This is a genomic window from Streptomyces sp. WM6372, from assembly GCF_001279655.1.
In the GTDB taxonomy this organism is placed as follows: domain Bacteria; phylum Actinomycetota; class Actinomycetes; order Streptomycetales; family Streptomycetaceae; genus Streptomyces.
In genome coordinates, this window is sequence record NZ_LGDB01000215.1 from 45,204 (window position 1) to 61,275 (window position 16,072).

Consider the following 16,072-nt stretch of genomic DNA (forward strand, 5'->3'; position numbering starts at 1 on the left):
CTATGAAGGTATGACCATTGCTGCGCGCGGGGTGACTGCAAACGAGGGGCCCGGACTCCTCCATTGGAGGTGTCCGGGCCCCAGGTCTTGTCTCGGTGCTGCGGTGCTGCGGTCCTACTGGTTCTGGTTCTCACCGCGGTAGTACTCGTACACCCAGCCCCACAGGCCGATCATGATGATCGGGGCCGAGAAGTACATGAGCCACCAGCCGAAGATGACGCCCATGAACGCGAGCGCACCGCCGATGCCCAGCGAGAGCGGCTGCCAGCTGTGCGGGGAGAAGAACCCCAGCTCGCCCGCCTCGTCGGCGACGTCGGCCTCCAGGTTGTCCTGGGCCATCTCGTCCACGCGCTTGGCCGTGAAGGCCAGGTAGTAGCCGATCATGACGCTCAGGCCGAAGGCCAGGAAGAGCGCGGTGGTTCCGACGGGCTCCTTCGACCACACGCCGTACACGACGGCCATGATCAGGATGAAGAAGGAGAGCCAGAGGAACATCTTGCCCTGGATCTTCACTTGCCGGCCTCCTTGCCACCCGCGACGGCCTTGGGGGCCACGCCGTGGTCCTCGAGGTGGTCGAGGGCTGCGATCTCAGGGTGGTGCAGGTCGAACGCCGGCGACTCGGAACGGATCCGCGGCAGGGTGAGGAAGTTGTGCCGCGGCGGCGGACAGGACGTCGCCCACTCGAGCGAACGGCCGTAGCCCCACGGGTCGTCGACCTCGACCTTCTTGCCGTACTTCGCCGTCTTCCAGACGTTGTACATGAACGGCAGCATCGACATGCCCAGCAGGAACGAGCTGATCGTCGAGATCGTGTTCAGGGCGGTGAAACCGTCGGCCGCGAGGTAGTCCGCGTAACGGCGCGGCATGCCCTCGGCGCCCAGCCAGTGCTGCACCAGGAACGTGCCGTGGAAGCCGATGAACAGCGTCCAGAAGGTCATCTTGCCGAGGCGCTCGTCCAGCATCTTGCCCGTGAACTTCGGCCACCAGAAGTGGAAGCCGGCGAACATCGCGAACACCACGGTGCCGAAGACGACGTAGTGGAAGTGGGCGACGACGAAGTACGAGTCGGAGACGTGGAAGTCCATCGGGGGCGAGGCCAGGATGACGCCGGTCAGACCACCGAAGGTGAAGGTGACCAGGAAGCCGATCGTCCAGAGCATCGGGGTCTCGAAGGACAGCGAGCCCTTCCACATGGTGCCGATCCAGTTGAAGAACTTCACACCGGTCGGGACCGCGATCAGGAAGGTCATGAAGGAGAAGAACGGCAGCAGCACACCGCCGGTGACGTACATGTGGTGGGCCCACACGGTCACGGAGAGGCCGGCGATCGCGATCGTCGCCGCGATCAGGCCGATGTAACCGAACATCGGCTTGCGGGAGAAGACCGGGATGATCTCGGAGACGATTCCGAAGAATGGCAACGCGATGATGTACACCTCTGGATGTCCGAAGAACCAGAAGAGGTGTTGCCAGAGCAATGCGCCGCCGTTCGAGGCGTCGAATACGTGGGCGCCGAACTTGCGGTCCGCCTCCAGGGCGAAGAGCGCGGCGGCCAGCACCGGGAAGGCGAGCAGGACCAGGACACCGGTCAGCAGCACGTTCCAGGTGAAGATCGGCATGCGGAACATCGTCATGCCGGGAGCGCGCATGCAGATGATCGTGGTGATGAAGTTGACCGAGCCGAGGATCGTGCCGAAGCCGGAGAAGGCCAGACCCATGATCCACATGTCGGCGCCGATGCCCGGCGAGCGGACCGCGTCCGACAGCGGGGAGTAGGCGAACCAGCCGAAGTCGGCGGCGCCGTTCGGCGTCACGAAGCCGGCCACCGCGATGGTCGAGCCGAAGAGGTACAGCCAGTACGCGAACATGTTCAGCCGCGGGAACGCCACGTCGGGCGCGCCGATCTGCAGCGGCATGATCCAGTTCGCGAAGCCCGCGAAGAGCGGGGTGGCGAACATCAGCAGCATGATCGTGCCATGCATGGTGAACGCCTGGTTGAACTGCTCGTTCGACATGATCTGCGTGCCCGGACGAGCCAGCTCGGCGCGCATGAGGAGCGCCAGCACGCCGCCGATGATGAAGAACACGAACGAGGTGACCAGGTACATCGTGCCGATGGTCTTGTGGTCGGTAGTGGTCATCCACTTCACGACGACATTGCCCGGCTGCTTGCGCCGCACCGGCAGCTCGTTTTCATACGAGTCGGCGGCGGCACCCTGAGATTCGTTGAGGATGCTCACAGTTTGTTCGTCTCCGCATTCCGGGCCGGGTCAGTCTGCTTGATGCCGGCCGGGAGGAAGCCGGTCTGCCCCTTCTCGGCCAGTTCCTTGAGGTGCGCCCGGTAGACCTCGGGCGAGACGACCTTGACGTTGAAGAGCATCCGGGAGTGGTCGACGCCGCAGAGCTCGGCGCACTTGCCCACGAAGGTGCCCTCCTGGGACGGGGTGACCTCGAAGACGTTGGTGTGGCCCGGGATGACGTCCTGCTTGAACAGGAAGGGGACCACCCAGAAGGAGTGGATGACGTCGTTCGACGACAGGATGAAACGGACCTTCTCACCCTTGGGCAGCCAGAGCGTGGGGCCGGGGTTGCCGGTCTCCAGGTTCCGGTCGCCGGGAACGCCCTTCTCGTAGACGCCTTCGGCGCCCGCGGGGAATTCCTTGGTGAAGCGGTCCGGGATGTTGGCGAGCTCCTTGGGAACGTCGCCCGCCTTCGGGGTCGCCGCATCGCCGTCGACGTTCTCGACGTAGTTGAAGCCCCAGCTCCACTGGAAGCCGATCACGTTGATCGTGTGAGCCGGCTTCGGGGTGAGGGCGAGCAGCTTCGACTCGTCACGCGCGGTGAAGTAGAAGAGCACCGAGACGATGATGAGCGGAACCACGGTGTACAGCGCCTCGATGGGCATGTTGTACCGGGTCTGCGGGGGGACCTCCACCTTCGTCCGGCTGCGCCGGTGGAAGATGATGCTCCAGATGATCAGGCCCCAGACCAGGATGCCCGTGATGAGGGCAGCTGCCCACGACCCCTGCCACAGGGACAGGATGCGAGGCGCCTCCTCCGTGACCGGATAGGGCATTCCGAGCCGGGGGAAGTCTTGCCAGTTGTACGAGCAACCAGTGGCGGTCGCCAGGACCGCGCCCGCAGTCAGCGCCTGCAGCAGCTTCCGCCGCATCGGGCGCCGCGGCGAGCGGTCGGAGCCGTAGGGACTCACGTAGCGCCTTCCCGAGAGTCTCGGCCCGCGCGGCCGGCCGCGGCCGTATTCGGGTCGGTCGCCGGCCCTGACGCAGGCAGGGGTTTGGATGTTTATGCGGACCAAACCCTACTGGACGCTATTTGGGGTCGCGCGGGGAGGGTGCCCAACGCGCCGCTACTGCCCCCGAAGGGATGGATCCGCCGTACGGGGGACGGCCCAGCACCCCCTGAATGGCGGCCTCCGGGGGGCATCTGACGACCCCTGACCTCGAACGTACCCGGCCGCCGGTTAGCGTGCCCGTATGCCGTACTTCGACACCGCGTCCGCCGCTCCCCTGCACCCCGTGGCCCGGCAGGCGTTGCAGGCCTCCCTGGACGAGGGCTGGGCGGACCCCGCCCGGCTCTACCGGGAGGGCCGGCGCGCCCGGCTGCTGCTGGACGCGGCCAGGGAGGCGGCGGCGGAGGCCGTGGGCTGTCGCCCCGACGAGCTCGTGTTCACTCCTTCGGGGACGCACGCGGTTCACACCGGGGTGGCGGGGGCGCTCGCCGGGCGCCGGCGCGTCGGCGGTCATCTGGTCGTATCGGCGGTCGAACACAGTTCTGTACTCCACGCGGCGGCGGCGCACGAGGCCGCCGGCGGGACGGTGACCCAGGTCCCGGTGGACCGCGCGGGCGCGGTCTCCCCCGCCGGATACGCCTCCGTACTGGACGCGTCGACGGCCCTGGCCTGCCTCCAGTCGGCCAACCACGAGGTGGGCACGGTCCAGCCGGTGGCGGAGGTGGCCGAGGTCTGCGCGGCGGCCGGGGTGCCGCTGCTCGTGGACGCGGCGCAGTCGCTGGGCTGGGGCCCGGTGGAGGGCGGCTGGTCGGTGCTCACCGCGAGTGCGCACAAATGGGGCGGTCCGGCGGGGGTCGGGCTGCTGGCGGTCCGCAAGGGCGTCCGCTTCTCGCCCCAATTCCCCGCCGACGAGAGGGAGTCGGGCCGCTCCCCCGGCTTCGTGAACCTCCCGGCCGTCGTGGCGGCGGCGGCCTCGCTGCGGGCCGTACGGGCCGAGGCCGACGCGGAGGCGGCCCGGCTGCGGATCCTGGTGGACCGCATCCGGCGGCGCGTGGCCCGGCTGGTGCCGGACGTGGAGGTGGTCGGGGATCCGGAGCGGCGGCTGCCGCACCTGGTCACGTTCTCCTGCCTGTACGTCGACGGCGAGACGCTGCTGCACGAGTTGGACCGGGCGGGCTATTCCGTCTCCTCCGGCTCCTCGTGCACCAGCTCCACGCTGACCCCGAGTCACGTGCTGCGGGCGATGGGCGTGCTGTCGGAGGGGAACGTACGGGTCTCCCTGCCGCCGGGGACGACGGCGCAGGAGGTGAACGGCTTCCTGGAGGTGCTGCCGGGGGTGGTGGCCGGGGTCCGCGCCACGCTCGGCGTAGCGGAACCGGCCGCCGCGGCGCCGGTGTCGGACGCTCTGGCGTCGGACTCGCTGGCGTCGGACTCGCTGGAGATCGACGCCCTGGGCCTGCGCTGCCCGCAGCCGGTGATCGAGCTGGCCCGCGCCATCGGCACGGTCCCGATCGGCGGCACCGTCACCGTCCTCTCGGACGACGAGGTGGCCCGCCTGGACATCCCGGCCTGGTGCACGATGCGCGGCCACACGTACCTGGGCGAAGCCCCGCGCCCGGCGGGGGTCGCGTACACGGTCCGCCGCCGGGTGTGACCCCGGCGGGGCTGGATCCAGCCCCGCCTGAGCGTGCGGCGTGCGCGGGGGCTACGCCGCCAGGTGGGCGCGAACCTCGGACGCCGCGTCCTCGCCGTAGGCCTTCGCGAAGCGCTCCATGAAGTGCGCCCGCGCCAGGGTGTACTCCTGCGTGCCCAGGGTCTCGATCACGAGGGTGGCCAGCATGCAGCCGACCTGCGCCGCCCGCTCCAGGCCCACGCCCCAGCCGAGACCGGTCAGGAACCCGGCACGGAACGCGTCGCCGACGCCCGTCGGGTCCACCTTCGCCGTCTCGTCCGGGCAGCCGACCACGATCGGCTCCTCGCCGACCCGCTCGATCCGCACGCCGCGCGAGCCCAGCGTGGTCACGCGCGTGCCGACCTTGCCCAGGATCTCCTCGTCGCTCCAGCCGGACTTCGACTCGATCAGGCCCTTCTCGTACTCGTTCGAGAAGAGGTACGTCGCGCCCTCCATCAGCGTGCGGATGTTCTCGCCGTCCATCCGGGCGATCTGCTGCGAGAAGTCCGCCGCGAACGGGATCCCCCGCGTCCGGCACTCCTCCGTGTGGCGCAGCATCGCCTCGGGGTCGTCGGCGCCGATGAGGACGAGGTCGAGCCCGCCCACCCGGTCCGCGACCGCCTTCAGCTCGATCAGGCGGGCCTCGCTCATCGCGCCCGTGTAGAAGGAGCCGATCTGGTTGTGGTCGGCGTCCGTGGTGCACACGAAGCGCGCGGTGTGCAGCACCTCGGAGATCCGCACGGACTCCGTGTCGACGCCGTGCCGGTCCAGCCACGCGCGGTACTCGTCGAAGTCGTACCCGGCCGCGCCGACCAGGATCGGGCGGGTGCCGAGCTGGCCCATGCCGAAGCAGATGTTCGGGCCGACGCCGCCCCGGCGCACGTCGAGGTTGTCGACGAGGAAGGAGAGGGAGACCGTGTGCAGCTGGTCCGCGACGAGCTGGTCGGCGAAGCGGCCGGGGAAGGTCATGAGGTGGTCGGTGGCGATGGAGCCGGTGACTGCGATACGCACGGCGTGGACGCTCCTGCGGAGGACGGCGAGGGGGACAGTCAAAACTACCCGGTCGCTGCCCGGGCGCCGACCGCATGAAACTACCCCGTAGTAGGTCTTTCTTCGCCCGCCGCGCCGTGCCTACCGTGCCCCCATGACCTACACCGATGGTTTCGGGTACATGGGTATGCCCAAGGAGGGCGCCGAAAAGGGCGCCGCCGACACGCGGCCCGGGTTCGCACGGCTGCTGGGCGATTGCGCCAGGATGGCTCCGCACTGGGCGGTCCCGGCGGACCCCCGGCCGGACCGCGTGGCGCCCTCGCAGATCCACGGGATCAGCGTCCCGCCGGCCTCGGCCCGCCTGATCGCCTCGACGGCCGAGTACGGGGACTAGCGGCCGGCCGGCGAGGGACCGGGGAACCGGTTCGCCGTCTGTTCCGTCACAGCCGCATCAGCCACTGCGGCGAGGGCGAAGGAGCAAGCGGTGACCAGCGAACAACCCGACACATCACGCGGCACACGGCGGCGGCCGGCCTGGGCCATCGGCTCGATCGCGGCCGCCGTCCTGCTCGCGGGCGGCGGTACGGCGTACTGGGCGTCGGCGGCCCCGGGCGACGGCAAGCAGGGCATCCGTACGGCTGACAGCGCGGCCTCGGCACCCCGCGTCGCGCCGAGCCCCTCCGGGCCGGGCATCGCCCCCGGCGAGCCGGACCCGCACGGCAGCGGGGTGACGTACCGGGCCGACGTGAAGCTTCCGGACGCCCCGGCGACCGCGCCCTCCTTCGCCGCGACCGGCGAGGTCGGCTCGGAGGAGGCGGCGCGGCTGGCGGCGGCCCTGGGCATCCCGGGCGCCCCGCGGCTCACCGGGGAGACCTGGCAGGCCGGGGAGGGCGCCGACGGCTCCGGACCCCGGCTCACGGTGAACCACAAGGCCCCCGGGACCTGGAACTTCTCCCGTTTCCAGGGGACGGGCGGCGCCGGCGACGACTGCAAGCGCGGCAAGGACACCTGCGGCCCGGCCACCCTCCCCCAGGCTGCCGGTGCGGACGGTGCGGACGGCAAGGCCGGGGCGGCCGGGACGGACGCCAAGGGCGGGACCCCGGTGAGCGAGGAGGCCGCCAAGGCCGCCGCCGCCCCGGTGCTCGCGGCGCTCGGCCAGAGCGGGGCCAAGCTGGACGCCCGGCTCACGCAGGGCTCCGTACGCGTGGTGACGGCCGACCCGGTGATCGACGGGCTGCCCACCCAGGGCTGGGCCACGAAGGTCAGCGTGGGCGCGGACTCCCAGGTGGTGGCGGGCAGCGGTGAGCTGAAGGCCCCCGTACGCGCCGCCGAGCAGCCGGTGGTCGGGGCCGTCGAGGCGCTGGCCCGGCTGAACCGGTCCTCGGCCGGATCCGGCGGTACGGACCCGGGGCCCAGCGGCTGCGCGACCTCGGTCCCGCTGACCCCGGACACCCCGGTCGGCCCCGGGGACACCCCTCCCTGCAACCCGGAGCCGCGGCCGATGAAGCCGCCGCGGACCGAGACCGTGAAGGGGGCGGTGCTCGGGCTGGCCCCGGGGACCGTGGACGGGGCGCGCGGCCTGGTGCCGGCCTGGCTGTTCGAGGTGGCGGGCAGCAACGGCGGGCCGGGGCGCACGGTGGTCCAGCCGGCCGGTGAGAACGCCCGGGCCGTGCCGTCGGCCCCCAAGGGCGGGCGGACCGTGCCCGGCGTCTCGTACAACGAGGCCGACCGGAAGCTGACCGTGAACTTCTGGGGCGGGGTGTGCAGCACGTACGCCCTGGAGGCGCGGGAGGAGGCCGGTTCGGTCTCGGTGAGGATCACCGACACCCCGAACGAGCCGGGCCGGGCCTGCATCATGCTCGCCCAGGACATGACGGTGTCGACGACGCTCCAGCAGCCGCTGGGCGAGCGCAAGGTGATCGACGCGACGACGGGCAAGCCGCTCCCCCGGCAGTAGCCCGTCCCGCACGACGGGAGGCCCCCGGCACCGATGGTGCCGGGGGCCTCCCGTGTGTCCGTACTCGCTACAGGCTTAGCTGAAGGAGTCGCCGCAGGCGCAGGAGCCGGTGGCGTTGGGGTTGTCGATCGTGAAGCCCTGCTTCTCGATGGTGTCGACGAAGTCGATCGAGGCACCGTGCAGGTACGGGGAGCTCATCCGGTCCGTGACGACCTTCACGCCGTCGAAGTCCTTGACGACGTCGCCGTCCAGGGAGCGCTCGTCGAAGAAGAGCTGGTAGCGCAGGCCGGAGCAGCCGCCGGGCTGGACGGCGACGCGGAGCGCCAGGTCATCGCGGCCTTCCTGCTCCAGCAGGGTCCTGACCTTCTCGGCGGCGGCGTCGGACAGGAGGATGCCGTCGCTCACAGTGGTCTTGTCGTCCTGTACGGACATCTGCATTCACTCCCGAAGTGGGCGGCTCCCCACCCAAGGCAGGGAAACGTCGGACTCTTGCCGTCGATGGCAACGAGCGGGGCCGCGGATTCATTCCGGACCCGACGCATGTTTCATATTCATGCTCGCACACCGTCGCGCGGAGGTGGACCTGACGGACCGCGGGGTTCATCCCGGGCGAATTCGTCACATCGACACTATCGGCATCGTCAAAGTGACGTGAAGCGGCTATCATAGATAGCGTCAAATAGACGAGAAGTCGAAGCCCTGCTTCAGAAGTTCCCTAGTCGCAGAACAGAAAGGGTGCGTGTCGTGACCACCGCCCAGCCTTTGGACGTCCAGCCGACGCCCCTTGCCCTGCTGCTGCTCGGCCGTGAGGCCGATCCCAAGAGCGAGCGCGGGGTGGAGTGCCCCGGCGACCTGCCCTCGCCGTCGGACCCGGACCTGGTGGCCCGCGCCCGCGCGGCCAAGGAGAAGCTCGGGGACAAGGTCTTCATCCTCGGCCACCACTACCAGCGTGACGAGGTGATCGAGTTCGCCGACGTCACCGGCGACTCCTTCAAGCTGGCCAAGGACGCGGCCGCCAAGCCGGAGGCCGAGTACATCGTCTTCTGCGGCGTCCACTTCATGGCGGAGTCCGCGGACATCCTGACCTCGGACGACCAGAAGGTCGTCCTGCCGGACCTGGCCGCCGGCTGCTCGATGGCCGACATGGCCACCGCCGAGCAGGTCGCCGAGTGCTGGGACGTGCTCACCGAGGCCGGCATAGCCGGTGCGACGGTCCCCGTCTCGTACATGAACTCCTCCGCCGACATCAAGGCGTTCACCGGCAAGCACGGCGGCACGATCTGCACCTCGTCCAACGCGAAGAAGGCCCTGGAGTGGGCCTTCGAGCAGGGCGAGAAGGTGCTGTTCCTGCCGGACCAGCACCTGGGCCGCAACACCGCCGTCCGCGACATGGGCATGTCCCTGGACGACTGCGTGCTCTACAACCCGCACAAGCCGAACGGCGGCCTGACCGCCCAGCAGCTGCGCGACGCCAAGATGATCCTGTGGCGCGGCCACTGCTCCGTGCACGGCCGGTTCTCGGTCGACTCGGTCAACGACGTGCGCGCCCGCATCCCCGGCGTGAACGTCCTCGTCCACCCCGAGTGCAAGCACGAGGTCGTCGCGGCCGCGGACTACGTCGGCTCGACGGAGTACATCATCAAGGCGCTGGAGGCGGCCCCGGCCGGCTCCAAGTGGGCCATCGGCACCGAGCTGAACCTCGTCCGCCGCCTGGCGAATCGTTTCGCGGCCGAGGACAAGGAGGTCGTCTTCCTCGACAAGACGGTCTGCTTCTGCTCGACGATGAACCGCATCGACCTCCCCCACCTGGTGTGGACCCTGGAGTCCCTGGCCGAGGGCACCCTCGTCAACCAGATCCAGGTCGACAAGGAGACGGAGAGCTTCGCGAAGCTCGCCCTGGAGCGCATGCTCGCCCTCCCGTAGCCGTCCCCGCCCGTACGCCCGAAGGGCCGCCCCTCCCCGACCGGGGAGGGGCGGCCCTTCGGCGTTCACCGGAGCGCGTTCACCGGACCGTGCGTCAGACCCGGACCGGGGACTCCTCGTCCGAGGACTCGTCCGGGGCCGGGACCACCGTCAGGCGGGCCGTGCGCTTGGCCTCGTGCTTCGCGCGGCGGCGCTCCTTGCGGAGCTCGATCATCGTGTACAGCGTCGGCACCAGGAGCAGCGTCAGCAGGGTCGAGCTGACCAGGCCGCCGATCACGACCACCGCGAGCGGCTGCGAGATGAACCCGCCCTCGCCGGTGACGCCGAGCGCCATCGGCAGCAGCGCGAAGATCGTCGCGAGGGCCGTCATGAGGATCGGGCGCAGGCGGTGCCGGCCGCCCTCGATGACGGCCTCGACGACGCCGAGGCCCTGGGCGCGGTACTGGTTGACCAGGTCGATCAGGACGATCGCGTTGGTCACGACGATGCCGATGAGCATCAGCATGCCGATCATCGCCGGGACGCCCAGCGGGGTGCCGGTCACCAGCAGCAGGCCGAGCGCGCCGGTCGCCGCGAACGGGATCGACACCAGCAGGATCAGCGGCTGGCTCAGCGACCGGAACGTGGCCACGAGCAGCATGAACACGATGGCGACGGCCGCGGCCATGGCCAGGCCCAGGTTGGCGAACGCGTCGTCCTGGTCGGCGGAGACGCCGCCGATGGTGGCCGTGGCCCCCTCGGGCAGGTCCAGTGCGCTGATCTTCGTCTGGAGCGCGGCGCCGATCGCGCCGGTGTTGTCGCCGACCGGCTTCGCGGTGACGGTGGCGGCGCGGGCGCCGTCGATCCGGGTCATCGAGACCGGGCCGGGGACCTCCTTGACCTCGGCGATGTCGCCGAGCTTGACCGGGCCGACGGGGAGCGCCTGCAGTTCGGCCAGGGTGGTGGCCGGGTGCGCGGACTTGATGACGATGTCCCGCTCGGTGTTGTCCAGTACGGCCTTGCCCGCCGGGTTGCCCCGTACGGCCTGGGCGACGACCGCGCCGAGGGCGGCCTGGTTCAGGCCCGCCTCGGCGGCCTTCGGGGTGGCGGTCACCGAGATCCGGGGCACGGACTGGGAGAGGTCGCTCTGTACGTCGGTGACGTCGTCGAGCGTGGCCACCTCGGCCCGGACCTGCTCGGCGGCCTTGGCGAGGACGTCCGCGTCGCCCGCCTTGACGACCACGCTCAGGTTCTGGCTGCCGAAGCCGCCGCCCGCCGAGATGCTGGTGTCGCCGATGCCGTCGAGCTTGCCGAGCGCGTCCTCGATGCGCTTCTTGACGCCCTCGGAGTCGCCGGAGTCCTCCAGGGTGACCTGGTACGAGGCCTGGTTGGAGCCCGTACCGCCGCCGAAGGCGGCCAGGAAGCCGGAGGAGCCGACGGTGACCTGGTAGTCCTTGACGCCCTCGATCCCGGTCAGGGCCTTCTCGACCCTCTGGCTCGCCGCGTCGGAGGCGGCCAGCGAGGTGCCCGGGGGCAGCTGCTGCTTGACGGTGAGGACGCTCTGCTCGCCCTGGTCGAAGAAGTTGGTCTTCAGCAGGGGCGCCATCCCGAAGGTGGCGATGAGGACGACGACCGCGACGACGAGGGTGGCGATCCGGCGGCGGGTGACCAGGCCCAGGGCCCGTACGTAGAAGCGCTGGAGGCGGCTCTTCGCCTCCTTCTCCTCGGCCTCGCGCCGTGCCTTCTCCGGATTCTCGGCAGCGCCCTCGGGCGCGCGCAGGAACCAGTACGAGAGCACGGGAACGACCGTCAGGGAGACGATCAGCGAGGCCAGCAGGGCCGCGGCGACGGTGAGGGAGAACGGGCCGAAGAACTCGCCGACCATGCCGCCGACGAAGGCGATCGGCAGGAAGACGGCGACGGTGGTGAGCGTGGAGGAGGTGACCGCGCCGGCGACCTCCTTGACCGCGGCGATGATCGCGGCCTCGCGCTCCTCGCCGTAGCCGAGGTGGCGCTTGATGTTCTCCAGGACCACGATCGAGTCGTCGACGACGCGGCCGATGGCGATGGTGAGGGCGCCCAGGGTCAGCATGTTGAGCGACAGGTCGCGGGTCCACAGCACGATCAGCGCGAGGACCACGGACAGCGGGATGGAGACCGCGGTGACCAGCGTCGAGCGCAGCGAGGCCAGGAAGACCAGGATCACGATCACCGCGAAGAGCAGACCGAGCAGGCCCTCGGTGGTGAGGCTGGAGATGGACTTGGCGACGGGCGGGCCCTGGTCGCTGACGACGGTCAGCTCGGCGCCGGCGCCGAGCGCGGAGCGCAGCTCGGGCAGCTTGTCCTGGACGGCGTCGGAGATCGCGACGGCGCTGCCGTCCTTGTCCATGGTGAGGACGAGGGCGAGGCTGGGCTTGCCGTTGGTGCGGGTGACGGAGACGGCCTTGGCGGGCTCCTGCGTGACGGTGGCCACGTCGCCCAGGCGCACGGCCGGCTTGCCGGGGCCGGCGCTCAGGCGCAGGTCCTGGAGCTGGGCGAGGGAGGTGTAGCCGCCGCCGACGCGGACGGTCCGGTTCTTGCCGGCCTCGTCGAAGGAGCCGGCGGGGATGGTCGCGCCGCCCGCCTGGAGGCCCTGGGCGAGGGAGGCGCCGTCGAGGCCGGCCGCCGCGAGTTTGGCGTTGTCGGGGGTGACGGCGACCTGGAGGTCCTGGACCCCGTCGACGCTGACCTGGCCGACGCCCTTGATGTCCTCGAGGACGGGGACGACGGAGCGGTTCAGCTGGTCGGCGAGCGCCTGCTGGTCCTTGTCCGAGGTGACGGCGAGGACGACGGTGGGGATGTCGTCGGTGGAGCCGGCCACGACCTGCGGGTCCACCTCGGCGGGCAGCCGTACGCGGGCCCGGTTCACGGCCTGCTGGACGTCGGCGACGAGCTGCTTGGTGCCGCTGTCGCCGTAGTCGAACTTGGCCATGATGAGGGCGTTGCCCTCGCTGGCGGTGGAGGTGATGCCGGTGATGCCGTCGACGCCCTTGAGGGTGGCCTCGATCGGCTCGATGACCTGCTTCTCCACCACGTCGGGCGAGGCGCCCTGGTACGGCGCGAGCACGGACACCATCGGCAGTTCGATGGACGGCAGCAGCTGCTGCTTGAGCTGCGGGATGGCTATGGCGCCGAAGAGCAGTGCGGTGATCGACACGAGGCCGATCAGCGCTCTTTGGGCCAGGCTGAAGCGGGACAGCCAGGACATGGGTGTGGGATCTCTCTGCAGTGGCGTGCGCGGGGCTGGGCCGGAAGGCCGCGGGCCTTCAGCCTTCCGTACGCCGGGCGGTGCTGCGTCGCCCCCAGGTCCCGCGTCTTTATGCGCCGCATACCGCGGCCGCAGTACGCGGCCGTACTCCACGGCTCCGCGCGCGGCCGTGCTCCCGGAACCCGTGCGCGGACACTGCCTAGTCGGCCCGGGGCCGGACCAGTCCCGATTCGTAGGCGATGACGACCAGTTGGGCCCGGTCGCGGGCGCCCAGCTTGGCCATGGCCCGGTTCACATGGGTCTTGACGGTGAGCGGGCTGACTTCGAGCCGTCCGGCGATCTCGTCGTTGGACAGGCCCGCGGCGACGTGGACGAGCACCTCTCGCTCGCGGACGGTCAGCGCGGCGAGCCGTTCGGCGTGCGCGGCGGGGGCGCCGGGGTCGGCGCCGCCGCCCTGGGCGAGGAAGGTGGCGATGAGCCCTTTGGTGGCGGCCGGGGAGAGCAGCGCCTCCCCGGCGGCGGCGACGCGGATGGCGTTGAGGAGTTCGTCGGGCTCGGCGCCCTTGCCGAGGAAGCCGGAGGCGCCGGCCCGCAGGGACTGGACGACGTACTCGTCGACCTCGAAGGTCGTCAGCATGACCACGCGGACGGTGGCGAGTTCGGGGTCGGCGCTGATCATGCGGGTGGCGGCGAGCCCGTCCGTGCCGGGCATCCGGATGTCCATGAGGACCACGTCGGGCCGGGTTTCCCGGGCCAGCGCGCAGGCCTGGGCCCCGTCGGAGGCCTCGCCGACGACCTCCATGTCGGGCTCGGAGTCGACCAGCACCTTGAACGCGCTGCGGAGCAGGGCCTGGTCGTCGGCGAGCAGCACCCTGATGGTCGTCGGCGTCTCTTCCACGCCCCGCACCCTAGCGGTCGCCTCCGCCGGGAGGGCGGTCAGCCCAGGGCCAGGACGACGAGGGCGGTGGTCGCCGCGGTCTCGGCGAGGGCGCCGAAGACATCGCCCGTGACCCCGTCGAAGCGGCGTACGCACCGGCGGAGCAGCAGCTCCGCCGTCGCCAGGGCGATCAGGACCGCACCGGCGCACTGGACGGCGGCGCCCGGACCGACCGGCAGGGCGGCGGCCCCGGCCAGGACGGTCACCAGTGCGGCGAGTCCGACGGCCGAGCCCTTGGGGAGCACCCCGGCGACGGCCGCCCCGAGCCCCTCGGGGCGGGCGGGCGGTACGCCGTCGCGGGAGGCCAGCGTCATGGCCAGCCGGGCGGTGACGGCCGCGATGACCATCGCCAGGGCGCCGTGGACCCAGCTCTCGGCGTAGAGGTCCGCCAGCGCCCCGACCTGGACCAGCAGGACCAGGAGCAGCGCCACCACCCCGAAGGGGCCGATGTCGGACTGCTTCATGATCCGCAGCGCCGTCTCGGCCGGCTTCGCGCTGCCCAGCCCGTCGGCGGTGTCGGCGAGCCCGTCGAGGTGCAGCCCCCGCGTCAGGGCGGCCGGTACGGCGACGGTGACGGCGGCCGCGAGCATCGGGCCGCCGCCCAGGACCAGCAGCAGCACCCCCGGCACGACCGCGAAGGTGCCCACGACGAGCCCGACGAGCGGTGCGCAGGCCATGCCGGTACGGGCCGCGGGCCGGTCCCAGCGGGTGATGCGGGCGGGGAGCACGGTGAGCGTGCCGAAGGCGAAGCGCACGCCGTCGCGCAGCGAGGCGCGCTCGTCGGGCGGCATCAGGGGCGGCTCGGGCGGCTCGGGGGGCTGGTCGTCGAACGAATCTTTCATCGGCGCGAACGCTACCCGCTCACCGCGGGCGGTAAATTGCCGCATACGGGAAGAATTGGGGAGTTGCCACAACTGGGGAGCCGACGGCATGGGGCACTGGTGGTACCGGAACATCGTCGAGCCGGGCAAACTCCCGCTGCTCCTCGCCCTGCTGTCGTTCGTCCTGTCGTTCCTGGTCACCCGTGTGATCACCCGCCTGATCCGGGCGGGACGGGGGCCGTTCAAGAACATCACCCCGGGCGGCGTGCACATCCACCACGTGGTGCCCGGCGTCATCCTCGTGATCATCGGCGGATTCGGTGCCGTCGGCAGCGGCCGGCACGGTTTCGGCGCCATGCTCTCCGCCGTGATCTTCGGGCTGGGTGCGGGGCTGGTGCTGGACGAGTTCGCGCTGATCCTGCACCTCGACGACGTCTACTGGAGCGAGCAGGGCCGCAAGAGCGTGGAGATCGTGGTCCTGACGGCCGCGCTGGTGGCGCTGGTGCTGGGCGGGTTCCTGCCCTTCGGCGTCAACGACCTGACCTCCGAGGAGCTGCAGAGCCGCGGGCTCGTCGTCATGAACACCGCCTTCAACTTCTTCCTGGCCCTGATCGCCCTGTGGAAGGGCAAGGCGCGCACCGCGTTCTTCGGCACGGTCATCCCCTTCGTGGCACTGATCGGGGCGGTCCGGCTGGCCCGGCCCGGATCCCCGTACGCGAAGAGGTTCTACGCGAAACGCCCGCGGGCCCGCGCCAAGGCCAGGCTGCGCGCGTTCCACCACGACCGGCGCTGGGCGGCCCCGCGCCGCAAGTTCGAGAACTTCATCGGCGGGACCCCGGATCCGGAGCGGACACCGATCTCGAAGCCGACGAACCCGACGAAGCCCACGAAGCACTGAAGCGCTGAAGTACTGAAGTACTGACGTACTGGCGAGACCCCGGAAAACACGGCGCCGCCCGGCCGTCCCCCTGTGCGGGGGGACGGCCGGGCGGCGTCACATCCGTGTCAGCCCGGGATCAGCCCGTCGTCGCTGAGCATCTCCTTGACCTCGTCGAGCGAGGCCTCCTGCGCCGGGAGGATCAGCTCGGACGGCTCCAGCGCATCGTCCGGCAGCGGCTCGCCGAGCCGCCGTACGGCGTCCAACAGCGCGCTCAGCGTCCGCCGGAAGCCCTCCTCGTCGCCGCTCTCCATCTCCGCGAGCAGCTCGTCGTCCAGCTTGTTGAGCTCGGCGAAGTGGCTGTCGGCCACCTTCACCTGGCCTTCCCCCATGATGCGGACAATCATGACGGACCCCGT

Annotated in this window: 14 protein-coding genes; 5 read left to right on the forward strand and 9 right to left on the reverse strand. The window is 70.8% G+C overall.

Going from position 1 to position 16,072, the window contains the following annotated elements; translation table 11 throughout:
* Window positions 1-114 precede the first annotated feature (114 nt).
* Genes ADK52_RS29715 through coxB form a run of 3 tightly spaced genes read right to left on the reverse strand, consistent with a single transcriptional unit; the run spans window position 115 to window position 3,211 of the window.
* Window positions 115-513, reverse strand: a complete 399-nt coding sequence (locus ADK52_RS29715) for a cytochrome c oxidase subunit 4 (protein WP_053692942.1) — start codon at window positions 511-513, stop codon at window positions 115-117.
* Window positions 510-2,240, reverse strand: a complete 1,731-nt coding sequence (gene ctaD / locus ADK52_RS29720; RefSeq protein WP_053692943.1) for a cytochrome c oxidase subunit I — start codon at window positions 2,238-2,240, stop codon at window positions 510-512. Before ctaD ends, ADK52_RS29715 begins: the two co-directional genes overlap by 4 nt.
* Window positions 2,237-3,211: a cytochrome c oxidase subunit II gene (gene coxB, locus ADK52_RS29725; RefSeq protein ID WP_053692944.1), complete on the reverse strand. Its 975-nt coding sequence runs from the start codon at window positions 3,209-3,211 to the stop codon at window positions 2,237-2,239. Before coxB ends, ctaD begins: the two co-directional genes overlap by 4 nt.
* A 283-nt stretch (window positions 3,212-3,494) precedes the next feature.
* Between coxB and ADK52_RS29730 the strand changes: the two genes are divergently transcribed.
* Window positions 3,495-4,904 (forward strand): cysteine desulfurase/sulfurtransferase TusA family protein, encoded by a 1,410-nt coding sequence (locus ADK52_RS29730; protein WP_053692945.1) that lies wholly within the window; start codon window positions 3,495-3,497, stop codon window positions 4,902-4,904.
* A 51-nt stretch (window positions 4,905-4,955) separates the two neighbouring features.
* Here the strand turns inward: ADK52_RS29730 and ADK52_RS29735 are convergent, their stop codons facing one another.
* Window positions 4,956-5,933: a carbohydrate kinase family protein gene (locus ADK52_RS29735; RefSeq protein ID WP_053692946.1), complete on the reverse strand. Its 978-nt coding sequence runs from the start codon at window positions 5,931-5,933 to the stop codon at window positions 4,956-4,958.
* Between the two features lie 133 nt (window positions 5,934-6,066).
* On the opposite strand from ADK52_RS29735, the gene ADK52_RS29740 reads away from it, so the two are divergent.
* Window positions 6,067-6,306 carry a hypothetical protein gene (locus ADK52_RS29740; protein WP_420714952.1) on the forward strand — a complete coding sequence of 80 codons (240 nt, stop codon included), beginning with the start codon at window positions 6,067-6,069 and terminating at the stop codon, window positions 6,304-6,306.
* A gap of 90 nt (window positions 6,307-6,396) precedes the next feature.
* On the forward strand, window positions 6,397-7,869 hold the full coding sequence (locus ADK52_RS29745; protein WP_053692947.1) for a hypothetical protein: 1,473 nt from the start codon (window positions 6,397-6,399) through the stop codon (window positions 7,867-7,869).
* Between the two features lie 75 nt (window positions 7,870-7,944).
* Here the strand turns inward: ADK52_RS29745 and erpA are convergent, their stop codons facing one another.
* Window positions 7,945-8,301, reverse strand: coding sequence for an iron-sulfur cluster insertion protein ErpA (gene erpA / locus ADK52_RS29750; RefSeq protein WP_030010511.1), 357 nt, complete (start codon window positions 8,299-8,301; stop codon window positions 7,945-7,947).
* Window positions 8,302-8,604: 303 nt separating this feature from the next.
* On the opposite strand from erpA, the gene nadA reads away from it, so the two are divergent.
* Window positions 8,605-9,792: a quinolinate synthase NadA gene (gene nadA, locus ADK52_RS29755; RefSeq protein WP_078988697.1), complete on the forward strand. Its 1,188-nt coding sequence runs from the start codon at window positions 8,605-8,607 to the stop codon at window positions 9,790-9,792.
* A 94-nt stretch (window positions 9,793-9,886) separates the two neighbouring features.
* Here nadA and ADK52_RS29760 read toward each other — a convergent pair whose 3' ends face one another.
* The 3 genes from ADK52_RS29760 to ADK52_RS29770 form a co-directional block, all read right to left on the reverse strand.
* Window positions 9,887-13,018, reverse strand: a complete 3,132-nt coding sequence (locus tag ADK52_RS29760) for an efflux RND transporter permease subunit (protein WP_053692949.1) — start codon at window positions 13,016-13,018, stop codon at window positions 9,887-9,889.
* 199 nt (window positions 13,019-13,217) lie between these two features.
* A complete protein-coding gene (locus ADK52_RS29765) occupies window positions 13,218-13,916 on the reverse strand; it encodes a response regulator (RefSeq protein WP_053693021.1) in 699 nt (232 codons plus the stop codon).
* Window positions 13,917-13,954: 38 nt separating this feature from the next.
* On the reverse strand, window positions 13,955-14,797 hold the full coding sequence (locus ADK52_RS29770; protein WP_078988698.1) for an adenosylcobinamide-GDP ribazoletransferase: 843 nt from the start codon (window positions 14,795-14,797) through the stop codon (window positions 13,955-13,957).
* Between the two features lie 88 nt (window positions 14,798-14,885).
* Between ADK52_RS29770 and ADK52_RS29775 the strand changes: the two genes are divergently transcribed.
* Window positions 14,886-15,674, forward strand: a complete 789-nt coding sequence (locus tag ADK52_RS29775; RefSeq protein ID WP_053692950.1) for a hypothetical protein — start codon at window positions 14,886-14,888, stop codon at window positions 15,672-15,674.
* Window positions 15,675-15,781: 107 nt separating this feature from the next.
* On the opposite strand, the gene pspAA is transcribed toward ADK52_RS29775, so the two are convergent.
* Entirely contained in the window at window positions 15,782-16,060 is a 279-nt protein-coding gene (gene pspAA, locus ADK52_RS29780; RefSeq protein ID WP_053692951.1) for a PspA-associated protein PspAA, read from the reverse strand.
* Window positions 16,061-16,072: the final 12 nt, after the last annotated feature.

Coding starts and splice junctions, on each gene's coding strand:
- ADK52_RS29730 (WP_053692945.1), top strand. CDS start 3,495: ATGCCGTACTTCGACACCGCGTCCGCCGCTCCCCTGCACCCCGTGGCC.
- ADK52_RS29740 (WP_420714952.1), top strand. CDS start 6,067: ATGACCTACACCGATGGTTTCGGGTACATGGGTATGCCCAAGGAGGGC.
- erpA (WP_030010511.1), bottom strand. CDS start 8,301: ATGTCCGTACAGGACGACAAGACCACTGTGAGCGACGGCATCCTCCTG.
- ADK52_RS29760 (WP_053692949.1), bottom strand. CDS start 13,018: ATGTCCTGGCTGTCCCGCTTCAGCCTGGCCCAAAGAGCGCTGATCGGC.
- ADK52_RS29770 (WP_078988698.1), bottom strand. CDS start 14,797: ATGAAAGATTCGTTCGACGACCAGCCCCCCGAGCCGCCCGAGCCGCCC.
- ADK52_RS29775 (WP_053692950.1), top strand. CDS start 14,886: ATGGGGCACTGGTGGTACCGGAACATCGTCGAGCCGGGCAAACTCCCG.
- pspAA (WP_053692951.1), bottom strand. CDS start 16,060: ATGATTGTCCGCATCATGGGGGAAGGCCAGGTGAAGGTGGCCGACAGC.